22 protein-coding genes are annotated in these 20,118 nt (G+C 28.8%); 16 read left to right on the plus strand and 6 right to left on the minus strand.

All coding sequences use genetic code 11. The features are described 5' to 3' along the window. Window positions 1-141 precede the first annotated feature (141 nt). On the plus strand, window positions 142-1,350 hold the full coding sequence (locus ACUSRV_RS10500) for a DHHA1 domain-containing protein (RefSeq protein WP_490141906.1): 1,209 nt from the start codon (window positions 142-144) through the stop codon (window positions 1,348-1,350). A gap of 67 nt (window positions 1,351-1,417) precedes the next feature. Here ACUSRV_RS10500 and ACUSRV_RS10505 read toward each other — a convergent pair whose 3' ends face one another. After that, entirely contained in the window at window positions 1,418-1,879 is a 462-nt protein-coding gene (locus tag ACUSRV_RS10505; protein WP_490141907.1) for a hypothetical protein, read from the minus strand. A 278-nt stretch (window positions 1,880-2,157) separates the two neighbouring features. Here ACUSRV_RS10505 and ACUSRV_RS10510 point away from each other — a divergent pair, with 278 nt between their 5' ends. Next, window positions 2,158-2,718: a flavin reductase family protein gene (locus ACUSRV_RS10510; RefSeq protein ID WP_490141908.1), complete on the plus strand. Its 561-nt coding sequence runs from the start codon at window positions 2,158-2,160 to the stop codon at window positions 2,716-2,718. Between the two features lie 59 nt (window positions 2,719-2,777). Here ACUSRV_RS10510 and ACUSRV_RS10515 read toward each other — a convergent pair whose 3' ends face one another. Beyond that, the gene (locus ACUSRV_RS10515) at window positions 2,778-3,677 is read right to left on the minus strand and encodes an acetamidase/formamidase family protein (RefSeq protein ID WP_490141909.1); all 900 of its coding nucleotides are present in this window, start codon (window positions 3,675-3,677) and stop codon (window positions 2,778-2,780) included. Window positions 3,678-3,889: 212 nt separating this feature from the next. Here ACUSRV_RS10515 and ACUSRV_RS10520 point away from each other — a divergent pair, with 212 nt between their 5' ends. Next, window positions 3,890-5,062, plus strand: a complete 1,173-nt coding sequence (locus tag ACUSRV_RS10520) for a PucR family transcriptional regulator (RefSeq protein WP_490141910.1) — start codon at window positions 3,890-3,892, stop codon at window positions 5,060-5,062. A 95-nt stretch (window positions 5,063-5,157) separates the two neighbouring features. On the opposite strand, the gene ACUSRV_RS10525 is transcribed toward ACUSRV_RS10520, so the two are convergent. Both ACUSRV_RS10525 and ACUSRV_RS10530 read right to left on the minus strand, forming a co-directional pair. After that, the gene (locus tag ACUSRV_RS10525; protein WP_490141911.1) at window positions 5,158-6,399 is read right to left on the minus strand and encodes a sensor histidine kinase; all 1,242 of its coding nucleotides are present in this window, start codon (window positions 6,397-6,399) and stop codon (window positions 5,158-5,160) included. After that, window positions 6,400-7,077, minus strand: a complete 678-nt coding sequence (locus ACUSRV_RS10530; protein ID WP_490141912.1) for a response regulator transcription factor — start codon at window positions 7,075-7,077, stop codon at window positions 6,400-6,402. A gap of 135 nt (window positions 7,078-7,212) precedes the next feature. Here ACUSRV_RS10530 and ACUSRV_RS10535 point away from each other — a divergent pair, with 135 nt between their 5' ends. From ACUSRV_RS10535 to ACUSRV_RS10565, 7 genes are all read left to right on the plus strand, one after another. After that, window positions 7,213-8,001, plus strand: coding sequence for a polyphosphate polymerase domain-containing protein (locus tag ACUSRV_RS10535; protein ID WP_490141913.1), 789 nt, complete (start codon window positions 7,213-7,215; stop codon window positions 7,999-8,001). Further along, window positions 7,950-8,636 carry a DUF4956 domain-containing protein gene (locus ACUSRV_RS10540; protein WP_490141914.1) on the plus strand — a complete coding sequence of 229 codons (687 nt, stop codon included), beginning with the start codon at window positions 7,950-7,952 and terminating at the stop codon, window positions 8,634-8,636. The genes ACUSRV_RS10535 and ACUSRV_RS10540 overlap by 52 nt, the downstream gene beginning before the upstream one ends. Before the next feature lie 14 nt (window positions 8,637-8,650). Further along, window positions 8,651-10,135 carry a CotH kinase family protein gene (locus tag ACUSRV_RS10545; protein ID WP_490141915.1) on the plus strand — a complete coding sequence of 495 codons (1,485 nt, stop codon included), beginning with the start codon at window positions 8,651-8,653 and terminating at the stop codon, window positions 10,133-10,135. 91 nt (window positions 10,136-10,226) lie between these two features. Beyond that, on the plus strand, window positions 10,227-10,895 hold the full coding sequence (locus ACUSRV_RS10550; protein WP_490141916.1) for an N-acetylmuramoyl-L-alanine amidase: 669 nt from the start codon (window positions 10,227-10,229) through the stop codon (window positions 10,893-10,895). Between the two features lie 141 nt (window positions 10,896-11,036). Next, on the plus strand, window positions 11,037-11,633 hold the full coding sequence (locus ACUSRV_RS10555; RefSeq protein WP_490141917.1) for a hypothetical protein: 597 nt from the start codon (window positions 11,037-11,039) through the stop codon (window positions 11,631-11,633). A 197-nt stretch (window positions 11,634-11,830) separates the two neighbouring features. Further along, window positions 11,831-13,213: an MATE family efflux transporter gene (locus ACUSRV_RS10560; RefSeq protein WP_490141918.1), complete on the plus strand. Its 1,383-nt coding sequence runs from the start codon at window positions 11,831-11,833 to the stop codon at window positions 13,211-13,213. 213 nt (window positions 13,214-13,426) lie between these two features. Continuing rightward, window positions 13,427-13,990: an NUDIX hydrolase gene (locus ACUSRV_RS10565; protein WP_490141919.1), complete on the plus strand. Its 564-nt coding sequence runs from the start codon at window positions 13,427-13,429 to the stop codon at window positions 13,988-13,990. Window positions 13,991-14,145: 155 nt separating this feature from the next. Here the strand turns inward: ACUSRV_RS10565 and ACUSRV_RS10570 are convergent, their stop codons facing one another. Next, complete coding sequence (locus ACUSRV_RS10570; protein WP_490141920.1) at window positions 14,146-14,775, minus strand: nitroreductase family protein; 630 nt, start codon at window positions 14,773-14,775, stop codon at window positions 14,146-14,148. A gap of 130 nt (window positions 14,776-14,905) precedes the next feature. Between ACUSRV_RS10570 and ACUSRV_RS10575 the strand changes: the two genes are divergently transcribed. The 4 genes from ACUSRV_RS10575 (at window position 14,906) to ACUSRV_RS10590 (ending at window position 17,555) form a co-directional block, all read left to right on the plus strand. Beyond that, window positions 14,906-15,232: a winged helix-turn-helix transcriptional regulator gene (locus tag ACUSRV_RS10575; RefSeq protein WP_490141921.1), complete on the plus strand. Its 327-nt coding sequence runs from the start codon at window positions 14,906-14,908 to the stop codon at window positions 15,230-15,232. Between the two features lie 16 nt (window positions 15,233-15,248). Continuing rightward, window positions 15,249-15,887 carry an oxygen-binding di-iron domain-containing protein gene (locus ACUSRV_RS10580; protein WP_490141922.1) on the plus strand — a complete coding sequence of 213 codons (639 nt, stop codon included), beginning with the start codon at window positions 15,249-15,251 and terminating at the stop codon, window positions 15,885-15,887. 31 nt (window positions 15,888-15,918) lie between these two features. Beyond that, window positions 15,919-16,677, plus strand: a complete 759-nt coding sequence (locus ACUSRV_RS10585) for an HpcH/HpaI aldolase family protein (RefSeq protein ID WP_490141923.1) — start codon at window positions 15,919-15,921, stop codon at window positions 16,675-16,677. 209 nt (window positions 16,678-16,886) lie between these two features. After that, on the plus strand, window positions 16,887-17,555 hold the full coding sequence (locus ACUSRV_RS10590) for a C40 family peptidase (protein WP_490141924.1): 669 nt from the start codon (window positions 16,887-16,889) through the stop codon (window positions 17,553-17,555). A 62-nt stretch (window positions 17,556-17,617) separates the two neighbouring features. On the opposite strand, the gene ACUSRV_RS10595 is transcribed toward ACUSRV_RS10590, so the two are convergent. Further along, a complete protein-coding gene (locus ACUSRV_RS10595; RefSeq protein ID WP_490141925.1) occupies window positions 17,618-18,508 on the minus strand; it encodes a prohibitin family protein in 891 nt (296 codons plus the stop codon). 207 nt (window positions 18,509-18,715) lie between these two features. Here ACUSRV_RS10595 and ACUSRV_RS10600 point away from each other — a divergent pair, with 207 nt between their 5' ends. Together ACUSRV_RS10600 and ACUSRV_RS10605 are read left to right on the plus strand one after the other, a co-directional pair. Beyond that, window positions 18,716-19,177, plus strand: a complete 462-nt coding sequence (locus ACUSRV_RS10600) for a hypothetical protein (RefSeq protein ID WP_490141926.1) — start codon at window positions 18,716-18,718, stop codon at window positions 19,175-19,177. Window positions 19,178-19,241: 64 nt separating this feature from the next. Then, complete coding sequence (locus ACUSRV_RS10605; protein WP_490141927.1) at window positions 19,242-19,715, plus strand: hypothetical protein; 474 nt, start codon at window positions 19,242-19,244, stop codon at window positions 19,713-19,715. Window positions 19,716-20,118: the final 403 nt, after the last annotated feature.

Consider the following 20,118-nt stretch of genomic DNA (forward strand, 5'->3'; position numbering starts at 1 on the left):
TATATTTATATAATATTTTTTGCAAAGTATGACTTTATATACATAACATATTTTTCTTTTAATTTAATGACTTTCAAATTAATATATAGTATATAATTGTATTATAGACAACAAAAAATAGTCAAAAGCGGAGGAATTAAATTGGAAAAATTATATTACAATGATCAATACATAAGAGAATTTACAGCAGAGATAATTGATATAAAAGAAATAGATTCAAAGTTTCATGTTGTATTAGATAAAACTGCATTTTTCCCAGGTGGCGGAGGACAATTTGCAGATAGTGGGAAAATAGATATCCATGAAGTAGTTGATATATACGAAGAAGATGGATTAGTTTATCATGTATTAGAAAAGAAGCCCATAAAAATACATAAAGTAAAATGCTATATAGATTGGGAAAAAAGAGAAGATGGAATGCATCAACATTTTGGACAACATATATTATCAGCTTCTTTTGTAAAGTTATTTAATGCAAATACTGTAGGATTTCACCTAGGAAATGAAGTTAGTACAATAGATATAATAGGGCAATTTGTTGAAGAAAAAATAAGAGAAGTAGAAAAATACGCAAATGAAATAATAAGTGAAAATATAACTACAGAAATTTTAGTTCCTACAAGAAAAGAACTAAAAAAGATGGGATTAAAAATAGATGTTACTAAAATTGATGAAGAAATAAGAGTTGTAAAAATTGATGATTTAGATGTAAATCCTTGTTGTGGAGTACATCCAAGATCAACTTTAGATGTTAGAATGATAAAAATTAAAAAATATGAAAAATATAAACAAGGCATGAGAATAGAGTTTTTAGCAGGCAACAGAGCTATAAATTACTCTATTGAAAAAGATAGTATTTTAACTCAAATATGTAGATATCTAAGTTGCAGTGATAAAGATGCTATAAGAGGTATAAGTAGTTTGAATGATAAATTACAAAGTGTTCTAGCTCAAAACAGAAAGATTGAAGAAGAATTAATGAAATATCAAATTAAAGAAATGATAGATACATCTCAAAGAATTGGAGATATTTCTGTAGTTAAGAAAATCTATGAAGATAAAAATGTTAAAGAAGTAGGAAAAGTAGCATCAAAAATAGTAGAACATGAAAATGTTATAGCATTAATGGTTGCTAAAGGTGATGATAAAGTTAACTTTATTTTTGCGTGTTCAAAGAATATAAAGAATATAAGCATGAATGACTTATTAAAGGATGCTTTAACTTTAGTAGATGGTAGAGGCGGAGGAAGTCCTTTCTTAGCACAAGGTGGAGGAAACAACAACGGAAATATAGATTCTGCAATGGATTATGCATTTATGAAAATTAATAATACAATAAATAATAAATAATAATTTAAAGTCTAGGTGTAAAATCACCTAGACTTTTTTCTTCGAACCATTGTATAGTTGTATTTATCTAAACTTCTCCTTTAAGAGTATCTTCAATTTCTTGGAATATAAAATCATATCCGTATAGATTTCCTACACTTTCTCCAATTAATTGCGAATTTCCAGATGATATTCCTTTATATAGACTTTCATAGTTTTGTTTATATAGATTAATTGTATCTAACAGTTTTTTGTTAATATCAGTATACTTTGTAGGTATTTCATTTGTATAATTAAATTCATTTAGCTTATTAAGTCTTAGATCTATAGGTTTTCTACTTTCCTCTGGATTATCCTTATTAAAGGCAAATATTATAGGGTATGTTTCTTCTACATTCTGAAATTCATCAATAAATTTTAAAACGTATTGTTCATATTCTTCTTCACCTGTGCCGTTTTGTAAAGAATATACATTTTTAAAGCCAAAACCAAGTAGGGCTATAGTTGCTACTAAAGTTAACGCTGTTAATATAGATTTTTTATTAAACATAATAATGGCTCCCTTTTTATATATTTATATAATATTTTTTGCAAAATATAATTTTATATGCGTAGTATATTTTACTTATAATTTTTTATTTTCAAAATAATATATAATTAAAATATAAACAAAAAAGAGACTGGGAAATACCAGTCTCTTTTTTGTTTGCCCTTAGGCGCACTATAACAATAAGATACTACAAGGGAAAGAAAAAGTCTATAGTTTTATTAAATTTTGACTTATAATTTCATTGTCGCGACAAACAAATAATTTATTGGAGGAGAAATATGATAAAAAAGAAAATAGCAAATATACCTTTCGGCCCTTATGTTACGGTTTTAGCAGGGGCTACTGTTAATGGAAAGCCAAATTATGCCACAATAGGTGCATATGGGGTTGTAAGTCAAAAACCTGTATTGTATATTTCATTAAAAAATTCTCACTGTACAACTTCAGGTGTAGTGGAAAGTGGATTTTTTAGTGTAAATATACCGTCAGCAGATTTTATTGAAAAAACTGATTTTTGTGGAAGAGTTTCGGGGAATAAAATAGATAAATCAAATGTTTTTAAGTCATTTTATGATGAAGCAGGGAATGCGCCTATGATAAAAGAATGCCCTGTGAATTATCTTTGTAAGGTAATAGAAACTATTCCTATATTTGATTTCACAATGTTTCTTGGAGAAATTGTTGCAGCATATGGTAATAAAGATTGTTTGGAAAATGGAAAACCAGATGCTCTAAAGGTAAATCCAACGATACTAATGGATACAGGTTATTTTGATTTAAAAGGTAGGGTAGGATCAGTATTCCAAGCATGTAGTGGTTATTTAGAAAATATAAAGTAGGATTAAAAAACTCCTAAGCAATGATTGAAAATCTACTTAGGAGTTTTTTTATCCTTATTCTAAACCATTTTGTAGTTGTATTTATCCAAAATATATTTTGGAAGTTCCATACGAGCTGTCATTAATGGGTCCACAACCTGGCAAATTCTTAAATCACCAACTAAGGACAACAACGTTCCAGCTTCATAAGCATCCATATTTAATTCATTTATCAAAAACTTATGCATATGTATAGTAGCGGTTTTTGCTGCTTCATCTAAGGTTTTTTTAGAAGCGATAGTCATAATATGTTCACCTTCAACAACCATAGGTAGGGGAAGAGCCTTATCTTTAATTACATCAACTTTTACCACTGTTTCACCGCTTACTTCTAGCCCACATATAACAATTTCTCCATCGGCCATAACGGCATGTAAATCCCCTATTGATAATAATGCACCCTTAGTATGTACTTGTAAATATACAATAGAACCTTTCCTTATTCTTTTGCAATCTAAATTTCCGCCATGGGAATCTGGTATAGTAGTTTTAATCTCACCATCGTAAGGTGCCACCCCGATAACTCCTATCATTGGATTTATCGGTATTTGAATCTTATCATTAAAAATAACTTTGTCATTTTCTATAGGAATAATTTTTGATTTCGTTTCATAAAAAAACTCTCCTAAAATGCCACTATCAGGTCTTATAGTCATTACACCATGATTGTTTATTTTAATATCAATAATTTCTATTTTTAATATATCTCCAGATTCAGCTTCATCAATATATAATGGTCCAGTAGCAGGATTATTTAGCTCTCTTTTAATAGTACTAAATGGTTGATTTTCACTTTCTATTTGATTATTATAGCAGTCATATGTTTCAAATATAACAGTATCTCCTGAATGTACTTTTAGGGCTGGTTTATGATCCTTTGACATTGTATATATACAATCTTCTTTTTTTATTTTTTTCAATTGGAAGCCTCCCTTTTATGCCATATATAAGCAATTATTAACATATATTTTTAAATATATTAGTTTATTGGATCTTTTTTTATTAATCCTTTAATTTATTATATCATTTATAGAAGAAGCAGTTCGTATACTTAATTTAAATTGCTATTTGACATGACCTAGCTAAGCCCTTAGAATTAATATAAAAATATTGTTACAAAGGGGAAGCAAGTATGTCTATTACCGTACTAGAAGCAACAAAATTAGAGACATTTAAAAACTTTAGATTAGTAGCAGGCCATCGTGGTCTTGATAATATTGTAGAGAAAACAGGAATACTAGATTGGGAGTTTATTACAAAGTTAGAAGGCCACATTATTGAAGGTGAATTTGCTAAAGGCGAATTTGTTCTTAGCAGTTTATTATTTGCAAAGGACAAACCAGAGCTAATTATAGAAGCAGTTAAATATTTAGGAGAAAGTGAAGTAAGTGGTTTGGCAATAAAAAATATTTATTATGATAATCTTCCTATTGAAGTAATCGACTATGCAAATGAAAAATCTATTCCTATATTTATTTTTGATAATAGTGTATATTTTGAAGATATTATTACCGAAGTGATGGATAAAATAAGATCTATAAACAATTATGAATTACTTGAAACCAAAGTTGATGTGCTTATTAAAACGAATCTTAACAAGGCATTAATAAGGGATATAGCCTTTGAAATAAACAGTAGCTTCAAAGAGTTTAATTTTGTTTTATATATCAAAGAAAAAAGATTTTTTGGAGATAATAAGATAATTGCACTAATTGAAAAGTTAAAAAGAAATAAAAGCACCAGCCTTTATGATTCTGTTTTAAAATATGGAAATGGTATTTTAATAATATCTACCTTGGAAAAGCTTGAAGAAAAAAATTTTAAGAACACAGTTAATTTATTATTGAAAACAATTGGTATAAACATTTCAGAATATTATATAGGTATTAGCAATTTACATACAAGTCTTAGTGAACTTGGAAATGGAATAAACGAAAGTATTTTTGCACAAAGAACAGGAGAGGTTTCTCCTAATAGCTTTAATTATTTTAGCGATATAGGTGTATACGGCATTCTTATGCCTTATATTAAGGATACCTGGATTCATAGTTTCTATAACAGAATAGTAATGCCAATTAAAAATTATGATGAAAAATACAATGCAGAATTGTTTAGCACAGCAATTAAATATATTGAAAATGACGGGAAAATTAATGAAACTGCTGACGCGCTTTTTTTACATAAAAATACTATTAGATATAGGATAAATAAAATAAAAGAATTGTTAAATATGGAGGATTGTGAAGGCAGCTTTTACGAACAGCTTTCAATATCAATAAAGCTATATAAGATTTATAATATTTAGATCGAATATTATAAAATAACCACTTAATATAGGAATAACACTATACTAAGTGGTTATTATTTTGCAAAAAATTAAACTTATAAAGTAATTACTTCTTAACGTATAGAATGTAGTTCAATACTAAATACTGTACTTTCATTTAAGGCACTTTTAGCTGAAATCTTTCCTCCATGTTGCTCAATTATAGATTTAGCAATGGCAAGGCCTAGTCCATAACCACCACTGTTTCGAGAACGAGATTTATCTACACGATAAAACCTATCAAATAGCTTATCTATATATTCTTCGGGAATTCCTTTGCCACTATTGGCAACTGATAAAACAATATTATTATTGTATTTTTTCAAAGTAACGTAAACTTTTCCATTAGGGTTTGTATACTTTAAAGCATTATCTAAAAGTATAATTATTACTTGTTTAATTTGCTCATTGTTACCATGGATTAATAAATTAGGTTCAATATCATAATCTAATAAAATATTATTTTCAAAGATAACAGCTTCCATTGTTAGAATTACATTTTCAACGGTTTCACTTAAATCAAAGTCAGAAAAAAACATTTTTATATCTGGTGAATCTATTTGTGTTAGATAAAGTAAATCATTTGTCAATTTAGTCATTCTTTGTACTTCAGATTTAATATAATAAAGCCATTTTGACTGAGTATTCATATTATCATTTTCATTTAAAAGCACATCCACATTTGTATTTATAACAGCAAGTGGAGTTTTTAGTTCATGTGACGCATCTTCAATAAATTGCTTTTGTTTATCAAATGCTTCTTTAATTGGTTTTATTGATTTATTTGCGAAAAATCTACTTATAAAGAAAATAATAATTAACATAACGAAAGCAACAATTAAAAATGTATAAACCAAATTTGTAAGGATACTTATTCTTGAAGTTATATCTAAAAATACTATTCTATATCCGTCTATATATGATTCTTTTATAAATGCCCAATTATTATCATCTAATTTAAAGTTCCCTCTATCTTTACTTTTTGAGAGTGCTATATTTTTAGCAGTTTCATAAAAATCATTATCCATATCAAATACTGAAAAAGAATTTATTATAACACCTTTAGTATCAGTTATTAGACTAAATGAAACTGAGCGTTCTGGAGGAGGTTCATTATTATTAAAATTATAGTGCAAATCCCTAGGACCTTGGCCAGATTTTACTTTAAACTCTGATAATTTATGTAATTCTGCATCTATACCCCTTTGAACATTATTATATGTAATTAAATATATAGATGAAAAAGATGCTAACATCATAACAGAAATTATAACTAAATTAAGAATGAGAAATTTATTTCTAAGATCTTTAAACATTTAATTTTTTACCTCCAGAATATATCCTACTCCGCGAATAGTGTTTATTCCTACATTTGAATTCAAAAACTTAAGCTTTTTTCTTAGGAAAGAAACATAAACTTCCACATGATTATGCTCAACTTCAGAATCAAATCCCCAAAGTTTTTCTATTATTAATTCTTTAGATGTGACTGCTTTTTTTCTAGAAATAAGAAGTTCTAAAAGTTCACTTTCCTTTAATATAATCTTCATATCTTTATTTTCTCTGGATAACTTAAGTGTTGAAGTATCTAACTCAATATCTCCAAATTTTAAAGTATTGTTAGGTAACACCTCACCCTTACGTCTTGATAGAGCTCTTATTCTTGCAAGTAACTCTTCTGTTGCAAATGGTTTTGGCAGATAATCATCTGCGCCACTATCAAGTCCAACTACCTTATCAGAAATTTCTCCTTTAGCTGTAAGTAATATAACTGGTGTTTTTATTCCATCTTTTCGTATTTGTTTAAGAATGCTTATACCGTCCATTTTAGGAAGCATAATATCTAATATTATCAAGTCGTAAATATTACTTAAACAATTATCAAGTCCAGATTCTCCATCACTAACTGCATCAACTGTATAATGATTTTTTCTTAATATTTGAAATAATGCTTCTGCTAAATGAAGCTCATCTTCTATTAATAATATTCTCAAAATCAAACCTCCTATTTATATTATTAATTATTATATCATACCAAACCTTAAATAAACCTTAAGTGAAAAATGTAATCTATTTAAGGTTTGTTTAAGGTTTACTTTGTAAAATTAAACTCAGAAAGGGGTGTTACTATGGCAATTGAAGTTTTTAATAGACATGAAAGTAAGTTTTTAATTGATGAAGATATATATAATTATATTCAAAATGATCTTTTAAAGTATATGGACCTTGATGATCATAATAAGGAATATGGATTTTATACTATAAGCAATATCTACTTTGATACAAATGATGACTATTTAATAAGAAACTCTATATCTAAGCCAACATACAAAGAAAAACTTAGAATAAGGGCTTACGGAGTTCCAGATATTGATGAGAAGGTTTATTTAGAAATAAAGAAAAAATTTAACGGTATTGTAAATAAAAGAAGAACAAAGCTAAAGCTAAGTGAAGCCTATGATTTTGTAAAGAATAATACAAAACCTAATATTAAGAATTACATGAATAAGCAGGTGATAAATGAAATCGAGTATATTTTAAAAATATATGATCTTAGTCCTAAGGTTTATTTAGCTTATGATAGAAAGGCATTGTTTAGTAAAGAAAACCGTGACCTGAGAATAACCTTTGACACAAATATAAGAACAAGAAGATATGATCTAAAGCTCGAAAATGGTGACTATGGAGAAAGTTTATTAAAAGGCAATAAATTACTTATGGAAGTAAAAGCAGAAAAGAATATTCCTCTGTGGTTGTCGAAACTACTTTCAGAATACAAAATATATAAGACCAGTTTTTCAAAATACGGTAATGAATATAAAAAAATGTTAGTAAATGAAAGAAATTTGAAAGGAGAAAATATTATATGTTCGAAACAATATTCAATTCAACATCAGCTGATACAGCAATATCTTTAACAAATGCAATGCTAACAATGGCTATATCATTTATTTCAGGAGGGCTAATAAGTTTTACTTATATAAAAACCTGTAATAAAAAAGGATATTCTCAAAATTTTGCTCTTACACTTATTATTATACCTATAGTTGTTGCAATAATTGTACTTTTAATAGGAAGCAATATAGCAAGAGCATTTAGTCTCGCAGGCGCCTTTTCAATAATTAAATTTAGAAGTGAGCCAGGAGATTCAAAGGATATATCATATATTTTATTTACAATGGCAGCAGGACTTGCTTGCGGAGTAGGAGCTTTTGGATATGCAGTTTTATTTACAATATTTCTTTGTCTGTTAATGAGAATTCTTAATTTATTAAATTTTGGTTCAAAGAAAACATCACAAAAGCTACTTAAAGTGACTATTCCAGAGGATTTGAACTATGAGGATGCCTTTGACGATATATTTGAAAAATTTACAACAAGTTATGATCTTATAAAGGTAAAAACTACTGATTTAGGCAGTCTTTATCAGCTTGTTTATGGGGTATCAATGGATAATAAAATAAGTCAAAAAGAATTTTTAGATGAACTAAGATGTAGAAATGGTAATTTGAACATTACATTATCTATGTATGCTGATAAATTGGAGTACTAATGGAGGAAAATAAAATGACCGAGAATACAAAAATTAAAAAAATAGTAGCTATAGCCTTTGTTGCCATAGTTATAATTGCAGCAGTTGCTTATAAAGTTTATAATAAAAATTCAACGCCTGTATCAAGTACAAATAATAAAACATCAGTAAAATATGAGTCAATATTTAAAAAGGATGAAGTAATAGATATAAAAGTTGAAATACAAGAAAAGGATTTAAAGAGTATTCTCGATGATCCTATGGCAGAGGAATATAAAAGTGCAAAAGTTACAGTTAATGGTGAAACTATAGAAAATGTAGGTTTTAGAACAAAAGGAAATCTTACTCTAAAATCAGTTGCAAACACTGATTCTGATCGTTATAGCTTTAGAATTAAGTTAGATGAATATGTTAAAGGACAAAATATTTTTGGACTTGATGAATTTGTTGTAAACAATATGTATTCAGACCCTTCATATATGCGTGAATATTTAAGTTATGAAGCTCTAAGGGAAATAGGGGCAGATGTACCAAAAGCAGTTTATACAAATCTTTATATAAATGGAGAACTTTATGGATTTTACCTTTGCGTTGAAGCTATTGATGATAGTTTCCTGGAAAAAAGCTTTGGAAGTAGCGATGGTAATTTATATAAGCAAGAACGAGGTAGCACACTTCAATATGTAGAAGGCAGTAACTATGATAACAGTGAATTAAAATCAGGAGATAATAAGACAAAGGCAGATCTTAAAAATTTCATTAAAATCTTAAATGAAATGCCAGAAGGGCAAAAGGGTGATATTGAAAATGTACTGGATGTAGACAGTGCATTAAAATATATTGCCGCTAATACTGTCCTTGGTAATTATGACAGTTATAGTGGAAGCAATGTACAAAATTACTATTTGTATAGCCAAAATGGCAAATTTAATGTTATACCTTGGGATTACAATATGTCAATGGCGGGGTTTGGTTCAGGAGGAAGTGCTACAACTATACCAATAGATGAACCTGTAATGGGGGTTAATATAGAAAATCTTCCTCTAATAGATAACCTATTGGAAGTAGAAGAGTATAAAACACAATATCATGAATATGTACAGCAGCTTAATAATTATCTTGAAAAATTTGAGCCGAGGGTAACAGAACTTGCCAATATTATAAGACCATATGTTGAGGCAGATCCTACGAAATTTTATACAATGGAACAATTTGAGGCAAACATAAAATATTCAGAGAATAACACAGATTCAGTATCGAGTGCTACGCAAAATTCAAATGAAAATCCAACAAATAAAGAGCGTCCTGAAGAGATGCCACAGAGAGCGCCAGAAGGATTTTCAAATAAGGAATTACAACCACCACAAGGCAAACCTAATGGAGGTAAAGTAATGATGGGCGGCTCTATTATAAATTATGTGAGAGATAGAGTTGAAAATATTAAAAAACAATTAGCAGGAGATATTCCTACTACTGGAAACACAACTATGAATAACGACAAAATGGGGGATCGGAAGTAAGTTTTTGGAACTTATTGATAGAGATTATAATAATATAATATAGGGCTTCCTCTTTGGAAGCTTATTTTTAAGTTTAATGTGGAGGTATATTATGAAAATATGTATAAATGCAGGACATACTTTGAGTGCAGCCGGTAGTGGAGCTATAGGTATAAAAGTCGAAAGTATAGAAACTAGAAAGGTAGCAAAAGAAGTTATTAGGTTGCTAAAAGAAGAAGGTCATACGGTTATAGACTCAACGGTAGATTATACCAATTCACAATCAGAATATCTTAAAAAGGCTGTTGATCCAGCTAATAAAAATAATTGTGATTTATTTGTAAGCATTCACTTTAATGCTTTTAATAGTAGAGCATTTGGTACTGAAGTTCTTATTTATTCAAATGATTCTAAAAGCAAGGATGAGGCTGAGAGAATATGTAAGAGTATAAGTGATTTAGGGTTTAGAAATAGAGGAGTTAAGGTAAGAGATGATCTTTATGTTTTAAAAAACACTAATATGCCTGCACTACTTGTTGAGTGCTGTTTTATAGATAATGAAGAAGATATGTATATTTATAACCCTAAGGATATGGCAAAGGCTATTGTAGAAGGATTACTTAATAAAGATATAAAAGATAAACCTATAGAAAAACTTCAGGATGATGGTGTGGTTTATAGGGTAGTTGTAGGTTCTTTTAAAGATAAGGAAAACGCAGAAAATATGCTTCAAGAAGTAAAAAGTAAGGGATATAAAGATGCTTTTATAGCTAAGAGTTAAATTTAGATCTTATTAAAAAACTCCATTTATGGAGTTTTTTATATTTATCATTTAAGGTTTATTTAAGCTTAGCAATTTAGAATATAGATATAGACAAAGGAAATAAACTCAAAATATAAACAAAAGAAAGGTGATAGAATTATGATGAAATTAATAAACAAAAAAGGATATTTAGTACCTATTATAGTAACAGTGGTATTGTTAATGATTTCAGCCACATATGTTTACAAATTAAAGACAAAAGACAATGTGGTAGGGCGTATAGGTAATGAAACTATTACTAAAGACGAATTATATAACTATTTGGTTAAGGAAAATGGACAAACAGCATTAGACTCATTAGTAGCTGAGAAAGTTATTGAACTAGAAGTTAAAAGTAAAAATATTAATATTGCTGAGGAAGCAATACAAAAGCAACTTGATGAGCTTATAGAAGAAAATGGAGGAAAAGAAGTATTTAATCAGACATTAGAGTATTACAGCTATACAATTGATGATATAAAAAAGAATATTAAACAAGATCTAAGCATTAAGAAGTTACTTGAACCTAATATTAAAATAACAGAAGCTGAGATAAAAGCTTACTATGAAGAAAATAAAGAAACTTTTGAAGATGCTAAATACGAAGATAGTAAAGAAAAAATAAAAGATATTATTTTTGAGGAGAAATTATCAACGGAATATAGTACATGGATTGAAGATAAGTATACTGAATATAAAGTAGAAACATTGCTATAAAGAAAATATAAATTTGCACTAAAAAGAATTCTTAAAATACCTTTTATTTATGTCACGACTCACCAATGTATTATATGATATAATAGTACTAAAATGTCTTGTTGTAGTATTATATTTCTGTGGTTTTTATATTTTTGGAGAATTAAATTTATTTTTAAAAATCAACGGATAAAATTTAATTAGATGGGAGTTTTGACATGAATAAAGAGACAACTAACAGATTAGGGACAGATAGTGTAGGTAAATTATTGCTAAGCTTAGCACTTCCAGCAATTATAGCACAACTTGTGAATATGCTTTATAACATTATTGACCGTATTTACATAGGACATATACCACAAATAGGAGCAACTGCTTTAACTGGTGTAGGAGTAACATTTCCTATTATTATGGTTATTACTGCTTTTAGCTCACTCATAGGAATGGGCGGTGCACCAAGGGCTGCAATAAAAATGGGGGAGAAAAAAGATAATGAAGCTGAAGAAATTTTAGGTAATTGTCTTGTTCTTTTAATAGTTATTTCAATAGCCTTAACAGTTATATTACTAGCTACAGGGGAAAAATTATTAATGATGTTTGGTGCAAGTAGTGAAACTATTAATTATGGGCTTGATTATCTAAATATATATGTAATTGGGACAATATTTGTAATGATTACATTAGGATTAAACAGTTTTATATCAACACAAGGATTTGCCAAAATTAGTATGTTAACAGTATTAATAGGCGCTGTTATTAATATAGTTCTTGACCCGATTTTAATATTTACTTTTAATATGGGTGTTAAAGGTGCAGCTATTGCAACAGTAATTTCCCAAGCTTGTTCAGCTATATGGGTTATAAGATTCATGTTAGGAAAAAAGACTAAACTAAAAATTTATAAGAAAAACATGAAGTTAAAAAAAGAAGTTATAATTCCTGTGCTTTTATTAGGGAGTTCTCCTTTTATAATGAATAGTACTGAGAGTCTTTTAAATATTGCTTTAAATTCTTCACTACAAAGATATGGAGGAGATATTGCAGTAGGGGCAATGACAATTATTGCAAGTTTGATGCAAATACTATTTTTACCTTTAATGGGATTAACACAGGGAGCACAACCAATAATTAGCTATAATTATGGAGCCAAAAATAATGATCGTGTAAAAGATACATTTAAACTGCTTTTAATATCATCTTTAATTTTTTCATCTGTTTTGTGGGCATTGATGATGGTATTTCCACAATTCTTTGTCTCTTTATTTAGTAAAGATCCTAGGCTTATGGATCTTACAGTATGGGCAATGAGGATTTACTTGGGAACTGCCTTTGTACTTGGAGCACAAGTTGCCTGTCAACAGACTTTTATAGCAATTGGCCAAGCAAAAACGTCACTTTTCCTTGCACTACTTAGAAAAATAATTCTATTAATACCTTTAATATATATTTTACCAAATTTCTTTTCTGACAAGGTTTTTGCAGTATTTTTTGCAGAACCGATATCAGATGTTATAGCAGTTAGCATTACGGTCATTGTTTTTATAAGTCAGTTTAAAAAATTATTATACGAAAAAGAAGAAAATACACCACTAAAGTTTTAGTGGTGTATTTTTATAACATATATTTATTGACTTTATATTTTAATAATTGTTTTGATATTCCTAGTCTTCTAGCCGCTTCAGCAATTTTATTATTTCAATTTTAAATAATTAGTTTACATTATAGCATAAAGGAAAAAAATTTACAAATTTGCGAATCTTTTTTATTATTAATATATAGACAATAGATAATAGAAGGAAGGGGTTTGAAAAATTATGAATTTGATTGAATATATAAAAAAATATAAAGCGTTTAATGAACAAGAAGAAAAGGATAAAGAAACAACTATAAAATGTTTGGAGATGTTTGATAATATACTAACAAGAGATAACGAAATAGTACATATGACAAGTTCTGGATTTGTAGTAAATAAAAATAAGGATAAAGTCTTATTGGTACATCACAACATATATAATTCCTGGTCATGGACTGGAGGACATGCTGACGGAGAGGCAGATTTATTATATGTTGCACTTAAGGAAGTCGAAGAAGAAACAGGAGTAAAAAATATTTACCCTGTTAGCGATGATATTATATCATTAGATATTATACCAGTGTTAGGCCATATAAAAAAAGGAAAGTATGTATCTCCACATTTACACATATCAATTGCTTATTTAATTGAAGCTGATGAACATGAACAAATTTTTGTTAAGCCTGATGAAAACAGTGGGGTTAAGTGGATACCTATAAAAGAAATAGATGAATATTCTAATGAGCCTCATATGAAACAAATATATAATAAAATAATATCTAAAATTAATACATCATCAATATAACATTAGAGATAAACTTACAACTATCGTTGGATTTATAATAGGAGCAATTGTTTATAAGTTTATACCTAAGAATGAAGCTGAAGTAAATAAATAAAAAATACTGAAGTAATAAAAAAATACTACTGTAGCTTAATAGCAACGGTAGTATTTTTGTTTTATATTTCTTTTAAAATTAATTCTTCTTTATCTAATCTAGGTCTTTGTGAAGGAGATTGATCTGGATAACCAACAGGTAATAAGGCAACAATGTCGTATCTAGAGTCAAGTCCTAAAAGATCTTTAACCTTTTCTTGATCAAACATCATAATCCAACAAGTTCCAAGTCCTAAATCTACAGCTCTAAGAGTTATATGATCAATTGCAATAGCTGCATTTAAGTTTAAATATGACTTTATAGAAGCTTCATCTGAAAATCTTTCTTTTTTATTATTATCACTAGGTTTATTAGCTTTAGCCGAATAATCATTATCCAGTGGAGTATCTTTAAAAGCTTGAGCTTCACTAAGTTCTTTCATTCTATCTAACATTGAAGCCATAGATTGATTATCAACACAACATGCAATTATTGCTGGAGCATCACCTACAAAAGGAAGTGGAGTACATTCTTTTAATTTTGCTCTTGCTTCTTCACTTTTTATAACTACATAACGAGTAGGTTGTAAATTTGTTCCTGAAGGAGCCAATCTTCCTGCTTCTATTAATTCGCTAATAAAGTTTTCTGGTATCGCATCAGATTTAAATTTTCTTATACTTCTTCTTGATTGCATTGCTTCTAACAATTCCATAAAAACACCTCTGTATGTATAGAGTTGTAATAACTCTAATTATTTTATATACTAATTATATATTTATGTAATTGGTTTTAATAGTATGCACTTTTATGTGAGATACTATACGAAAGGAGAGTGACATCAAATGGAGAATACAGATGACAGGAAATATAAATGTCCTTTGGAGTATACACAAAAGGTTATAGGGGGAAAGTGGAAGCCTATTATACTTTGGCATTTATCTATTGAAGGTGTAAAAAGATATGGAGAACTGAAAAAGTATTTAACAGGCATTTCACATAAAATGCTGTCTCAACAGTTAAAAGAACTTGAAAAGGATAAGTTAATTCATAGGGAAGAATATCATCAGATTCCGCCTAAGGTAGAATACTCTATTACAGAAAAAGGTAGAACAATACTTCCAATATTAGAACAAATGCATAAATGGGCAGTAGAAAACTTAGAAAAATAGGAAGGGAAAAAATAATATGGCAACTATTTATGAGAATTTACATCAATTTAGCAGTTATATACCACCTATCGACCTTACATTTCACCAATATTTATTGTTAGCTGATGAAGCTGTGTTAGTGCATACAGGAAATATGCAACAAGCAGAAGCACTAATTCCAAAACTTAAAGATATTCTTAAAAATAAAACTTTAAAATATATTTTCATTTCACACTTTGAATCTGATGAATGTGGAGGGCTATCAGTAATATTAAAACATTTTCCAGATGCTAAGCCAATTTGTTCTGAAGTTACAGCAAGACAGTTAAGTGGTTTTGGAATCACAAATGATTTTATTATTAAAAAGCCTGGAGAAAAGCTAATTACAGATGATTATGAACTTGAATTTATAAGTTATTTATCTGAAATGCATCTATGGGAAGGTCTACTTCTTATGGAAAACAAAAAAGAAATATTCTTTAGTAGTGATTTAATGTTCCGCCTTGGGCAAGCTAATGGTAAGGTAATAGATGGAAATTGGCAAGAAGAAGTAGACAACATTGCCCCACATCAAGTACCAGATCCAGATAAAAGATTAGAACTTCAACAAAAATTGTCAAAATTAAATCCTAAGTTTATTGCAACTGGACATGGTCCGTGTGTTAAAATACAATAAAAATATAATATAAAGTTAAAGGGGGATTAACATGTTTGAGAACAAATTGAAAAAAATGCTTAAAGAAGGTAAATCTGCAATAGGTACATTTGTATCTATGGATAGTCCTGATTTAGTTGAAATAATGGGATTAACAGGTTTTGATTTTGTTATTATAGATGCTGAACACGGCCCTATGGATGCAGAAACATCAATGAATTTGATTCGTGCAGCAGAGCTTCACAATATGACTCCTATTGTACGTATTAGAGAAAACTCTGAAACAGTTGTCTTAAAGCACTTAGATGTAGGAGCTCATGGGATACAGGTTCCTCAAATAAATACTGCTGAAGATGCGAAGTTATTAGTACAAAGATCGAAATACAGTCCTTTAGGTAAAAGAGGGGTTGCAATGCCAAGGGCTGCTGATTACGGATTATATCCAATAATGGATTATTTTGAAAAGGCAAATAATGAAACAATGATTATAGCTCATTGTGAGAATATAACTGCTTTAGAAAACCTAGAAGATATAGCAAAGATTCCTGGGATAGATGTAATATTTTTAGGACCATTTGATATGTCTCAATCTATGGGAATTCCTGGACAAGTTACACATCAAAGAATTGAAGAAGCAGCACAAAGAGTACTTGATGTTTGTAAAAAATACGATAAAGTACCAGGTATATTTGCTGTAACTGCAGAAAATGCAAAGTCGAGAATAGAACAAGGATTTAGATATGTTCCTATAGGAATGGACTGTACTTTAATTGGAAGTGCTTTCAAAGAAATTGTAAGTAAGGTTAAATAAACTTTTAAATAATCAGCCTAACATCTCAACTTATAAGGTGTTAGGCTTTTTTCTGTTGCAATAAAATAATGTAACAGTATATAAAAAGTATCAGAAAATTCTATTAAAGAAACTTTTTCTTCACTTCTTGTCAAAAATAGTATATTATTATACATATAGGACACTACAAACTCAATTCGGAGGATAACTACCCCCAAGGAGGATACATAATGAACAAAAGTATAATAGTTGCAGCTATAAGTTTATCTGCTTTAGGCTTAGGAATAAATACAAATGAATCTTATGCACAAGAAGTAGGAACTATAACAGCTAGCTCATTGAATGTAAGAGCTGGGGCTGGAGCTAAATATAGTAAAGTAGCAACTGTATATAAAGGCAATAAAGTTGAAATAATTTCATCATCAAATGGATGGTATAAAATAAAATTAAGTAACGGAAAAACAGGATGGGTTGCAAGTAATTATGTAACTAAAAGCAAGGCAAATCAAAATACTCAAGCACCATCTCGAGGGGTAGGAAGAGAAGTTGCTGTAGAATTAGCTTATAAGCAATTAGGTAAGAAGTATGTATGGGGAGCAGAAGGTCCTAATAGTTTTGACTGTTCTGGCCTAACATCTTATGTATATAGAAATGCATTAGGTAAAACTATTCCTAGAACTTCATCAGCTCAAAGTAAGTATGGAGAATATGTACCCAGAGCGGAACTTCAACCTGGAGATCTAGTATTCTCAGGAGCAAAAGGAAGCGTAAGTCATGTTGGTATATATATAGGCAACGGAAAAATGATACATGCCCCACAAACTGGTGACGTAGTTAAAATATCTGATATAAATAGTGGTTATTATAAAGACAGATACATAACATCTAGAAGACCTTAATAAAAAACAGCTTGATAAGTCGATTATCAAGCTGTTTTTTATTAACTAATACTCTAAATATATTATTGTTTACCAACATCAACTATTAAACCATTTCCCCCATTTGATTCAACATTAGGTCTCTTTCCATTCCACTTTTCTAAGTACTTCATAGTGGCCTTATAATTCATCAAATCTTTATTCATAGATTGCTGAATTATTTTATTAGCTTCAGCTTCACCTTTTGCTTCAATAATTCTTCTTTCAGCTTCTAATTGAGTTTGTTCTTTAGCTATTTTAGTTTTTTGTAATGCTAATTTTTGCTTTTCTATTTCTTGAGCTATAGCTTGTCTATCTCTTATTGCAGCCTCTACATTTTTAGGCACACTTGTTCTTGATAGTGCTGCTTCCTCAATAACAATACCATATTCTTCTGCATTTTGCTGCATATACCTAGTAAGCTTGTCATTTACTTCAGCTTTCTCAGTTAGATAAACTTCCATTGTAGTATAATCTTTTGTAACCTCAGTAACCCATGCTTTTATTTTACCACGCATGATATCATTCATTATTTCTTCCCCTGATTTTCCTCTATATCTCTTAAATACATCAGGCACATTATTTTTATTAAATGAATATTGTACTGTTAAATCTACATTAACAGCTCCATCTGAGCATTGAACATCAAAACTTTCATCACCTTTGCTACCTTCTTTTTTATTTTTAGATAAATAAAACTGCTCAGTAGCAACAGAATAAAGTGTAACTTCTTGCCATGGCATAACAACTCTAAGACCTTCATTTAACACGGTTTGTTTAACTCCACCATTTAACGAGTAAACTACCCCAACGTATCCTTGTGGTATTTTTTCTGTAAATAAGGTAAATCCAATAACTACAACAACCAACGATACAATAAGTTTAGGCAATTTAGGACTTATTTGAGGTTTCTTAAACACACTACTCTTTTCCATAAAATATTTTTCTCCCCTTAATTATTTTTATAAAATATACAATTTAAATCATAACCTCAGATGGAATTTTATACAAGTCTAAAAAACACCATTCAAAACAAAACTAGTACTTTTTAATATTTGGAGAATTTTGTTTGAAATATAACAACTTAATTACCAAAAATGTTATAATTAAGCAACAATATACATAATAAGGGGAGAAGTTTTATGAAAAAATTGACTATTACTATACTTTGTTTAGTAGCAATGGGATTACTGTGGTATTTATTAGGAAATACTAGTGAGCAAAAACAAGTAGAAAAAGTTGCTAAGAATTATTATTCTGCGCTTGTAAGCGAAAATTATGAACAAGCATTTGAGTATTTATATGTTTATGATGAACATTTTGATGTGGGTACTAATCGTAGTAGAGCAGAAGCTAAAAATGTCTATATGAAAAATATGAATCAACTAAAAGAACGTGGTTATAAAGTGAAAAACTTTGAAATAGACCAAATTAGACTGAAAGATGGAGTGTTATTAGTTGATACCACTGTTTCTATTGAATACGATGAAAAAACAAAACCAAGAATTGAAACATTACAGTATAATAACTCAAAAGTTTTTGTTGATTATTCTGAAGATGAATTTGCACATTATAGAGGTGGAAAGTTAAATATGCTTCCTTAAAATTATAGTATTATCTATTTAATTAATAGATATATGAAAACAATAAGGGATTAGGGGGAATATCATGAAAAAATTGTTATTATTTACTACAATTACTATTATAATAACCCAGCTTTTAATAGGTTGTTCATCCAGTAAGGTTGTTGCATTTAATGAACTTAACTCTCAGGTAATTGGCTTTACTGAAAATGATGAAAAATCAAAACTCATTCCGCCAGATACACTACTTATGATGACGAATAACGATTTCCAAAGATTTAGGAATAAGTACTTTACACCAAAAAAAATCCCGATGGAATCACCAGATAAAGAAAAGTCAGTTTTATATTTGCAGATTCCATCTTCAACGTCGTCGGTAAATCAGTATAGTGTTGAAAGTATAAATGTAAGCAATGATACTTTAAACGTAAACTTAAAACAAATCGGAGCTACAGAAGTATGTACAATAGAAGGCGTTGTTACAATAAATTGGGTTATGATAATAGAACTAGAGAAAACTAATTTAAAAGATAATATGAAAATAGTTATAAATAAATAAGATAATATTAGTATGAACTACTTAGGACTTTGCAACTTTATTTATACGAGAATGATAAAATGTCATTCTTTTTTTGCTTATTTTAGATAAAATCTAATTAATAAGTTTACAAAATTTATATTAATGTGAATTTGGGTTTAGAATATAGAAGAATATTCTATGATTTATGATATATATTTAATATCTAGTTTAATTAGGTATTATTGCATAGTTGTATAAAAATGTGTAATAGTTTAATAAATAATAGGTTGTATTAAATAATTCTGTTGATATTTGAATAAAACGAGCGACTATTCTATAATGTAAGAAATATAAGTGGATTGTGAAAAATTTTTAGGTATCGTTGAAATGGACGAGACTTATTTCCTATACTATGAGAAGGGTAAACGTAAAGTGAAAGGAA

The sequence above is a fragment of the Sporacetigenium sp. TC11 genome, from assembly GCF_058146105.1.

Bases quoted from the DNA above. Each gene is read 5' to 3' on its own strand.
- ACUSRV_RS10505 (WP_490141907.1), bottom strand. From the start codon at position 1,879: ATGTTTAATAAAAAATCTATATTAACAGCGTTAACTTTAGTAGCAACT.
- ACUSRV_RS10510 (WP_490141908.1), top strand. From the start codon at position 2,158: ATGATAAAAAAGAAAATAGCAAATATACCTTTCGGCCCTTATGTTACG.
- ACUSRV_RS10520 (WP_490141910.1), top strand. From the start codon at position 3,890: ATGTCTATTACCGTACTAGAAGCAACAAAATTAGAGACATTTAAAAAC.
- ACUSRV_RS10525 (WP_490141911.1), bottom strand. From the start codon at position 6,399: ATGTTTAAAGATCTTAGAAATAAATTTCTCATTCTTAATTTAGTTATA.
- ACUSRV_RS10535 (WP_490141913.1), top strand. From the start codon at position 7,213: ATGGCAATTGAAGTTTTTAATAGACATGAAAGTAAGTTTTTAATTGAT.
- ACUSRV_RS10540 (WP_490141914.1), top strand. From the start codon at position 7,950: ATGTTCGAAACAATATTCAATTCAACATCAGCTGATACAGCAATATCT.
- ACUSRV_RS10545 (WP_490141915.1), top strand. From the start codon at position 8,651: ATGACCGAGAATACAAAAATTAAAAAAATAGTAGCTATAGCCTTTGTT.
- ACUSRV_RS10550 (WP_490141916.1), top strand. From the start codon at position 10,227: ATGAAAATATGTATAAATGCAGGACATACTTTGAGTGCAGCCGGTAGT.
- ACUSRV_RS10555 (WP_490141917.1), top strand. From the start codon at position 11,037: ATGATGAAATTAATAAACAAAAAAGGATATTTAGTACCTATTATAGTA.
- ACUSRV_RS10560 (WP_490141918.1), top strand. From the start codon at position 11,831: ATGAATAAAGAGACAACTAACAGATTAGGGACAGATAGTGTAGGTAAA.
- ACUSRV_RS10565 (WP_490141919.1), top strand. From the start codon at position 13,427: ATGAATTTGATTGAATATATAAAAAAATATAAAGCGTTTAATGAACAA.
- ACUSRV_RS10570 (WP_490141920.1), bottom strand. From the start codon at position 14,775: ATGGAATTGTTAGAAGCAATGCAATCAAGAAGAAGTATAAGAAAATTT.
- ACUSRV_RS10575 (WP_490141921.1), top strand. From the start codon at position 14,906: ATGGAGAATACAGATGACAGGAAATATAAATGTCCTTTGGAGTATACA.
- ACUSRV_RS10580 (WP_490141922.1), top strand. From the start codon at position 15,249: ATGGCAACTATTTATGAGAATTTACATCAATTTAGCAGTTATATACCA.
- ACUSRV_RS10585 (WP_490141923.1), top strand. From the start codon at position 15,919: ATGTTTGAGAACAAATTGAAAAAAATGCTTAAAGAAGGTAAATCTGCA.
- ACUSRV_RS10590 (WP_490141924.1), top strand. From the start codon at position 16,887: ATGAACAAAAGTATAATAGTTGCAGCTATAAGTTTATCTGCTTTAGGC.
- ACUSRV_RS10595 (WP_490141925.1), bottom strand. From the start codon at position 18,508: ATGGAAAAGAGTAGTGTGTTTAAGAAACCTCAAATAAGTCCTAAATTG.
- ACUSRV_RS10600 (WP_490141926.1), top strand. From the start codon at position 18,716: ATGAAAAAATTGACTATTACTATACTTTGTTTAGTAGCAATGGGATTA.
- ACUSRV_RS10605 (WP_490141927.1), top strand. From the start codon at position 19,242: ATGAAAAAATTGTTATTATTTACTACAATTACTATTATAATAACCCAG.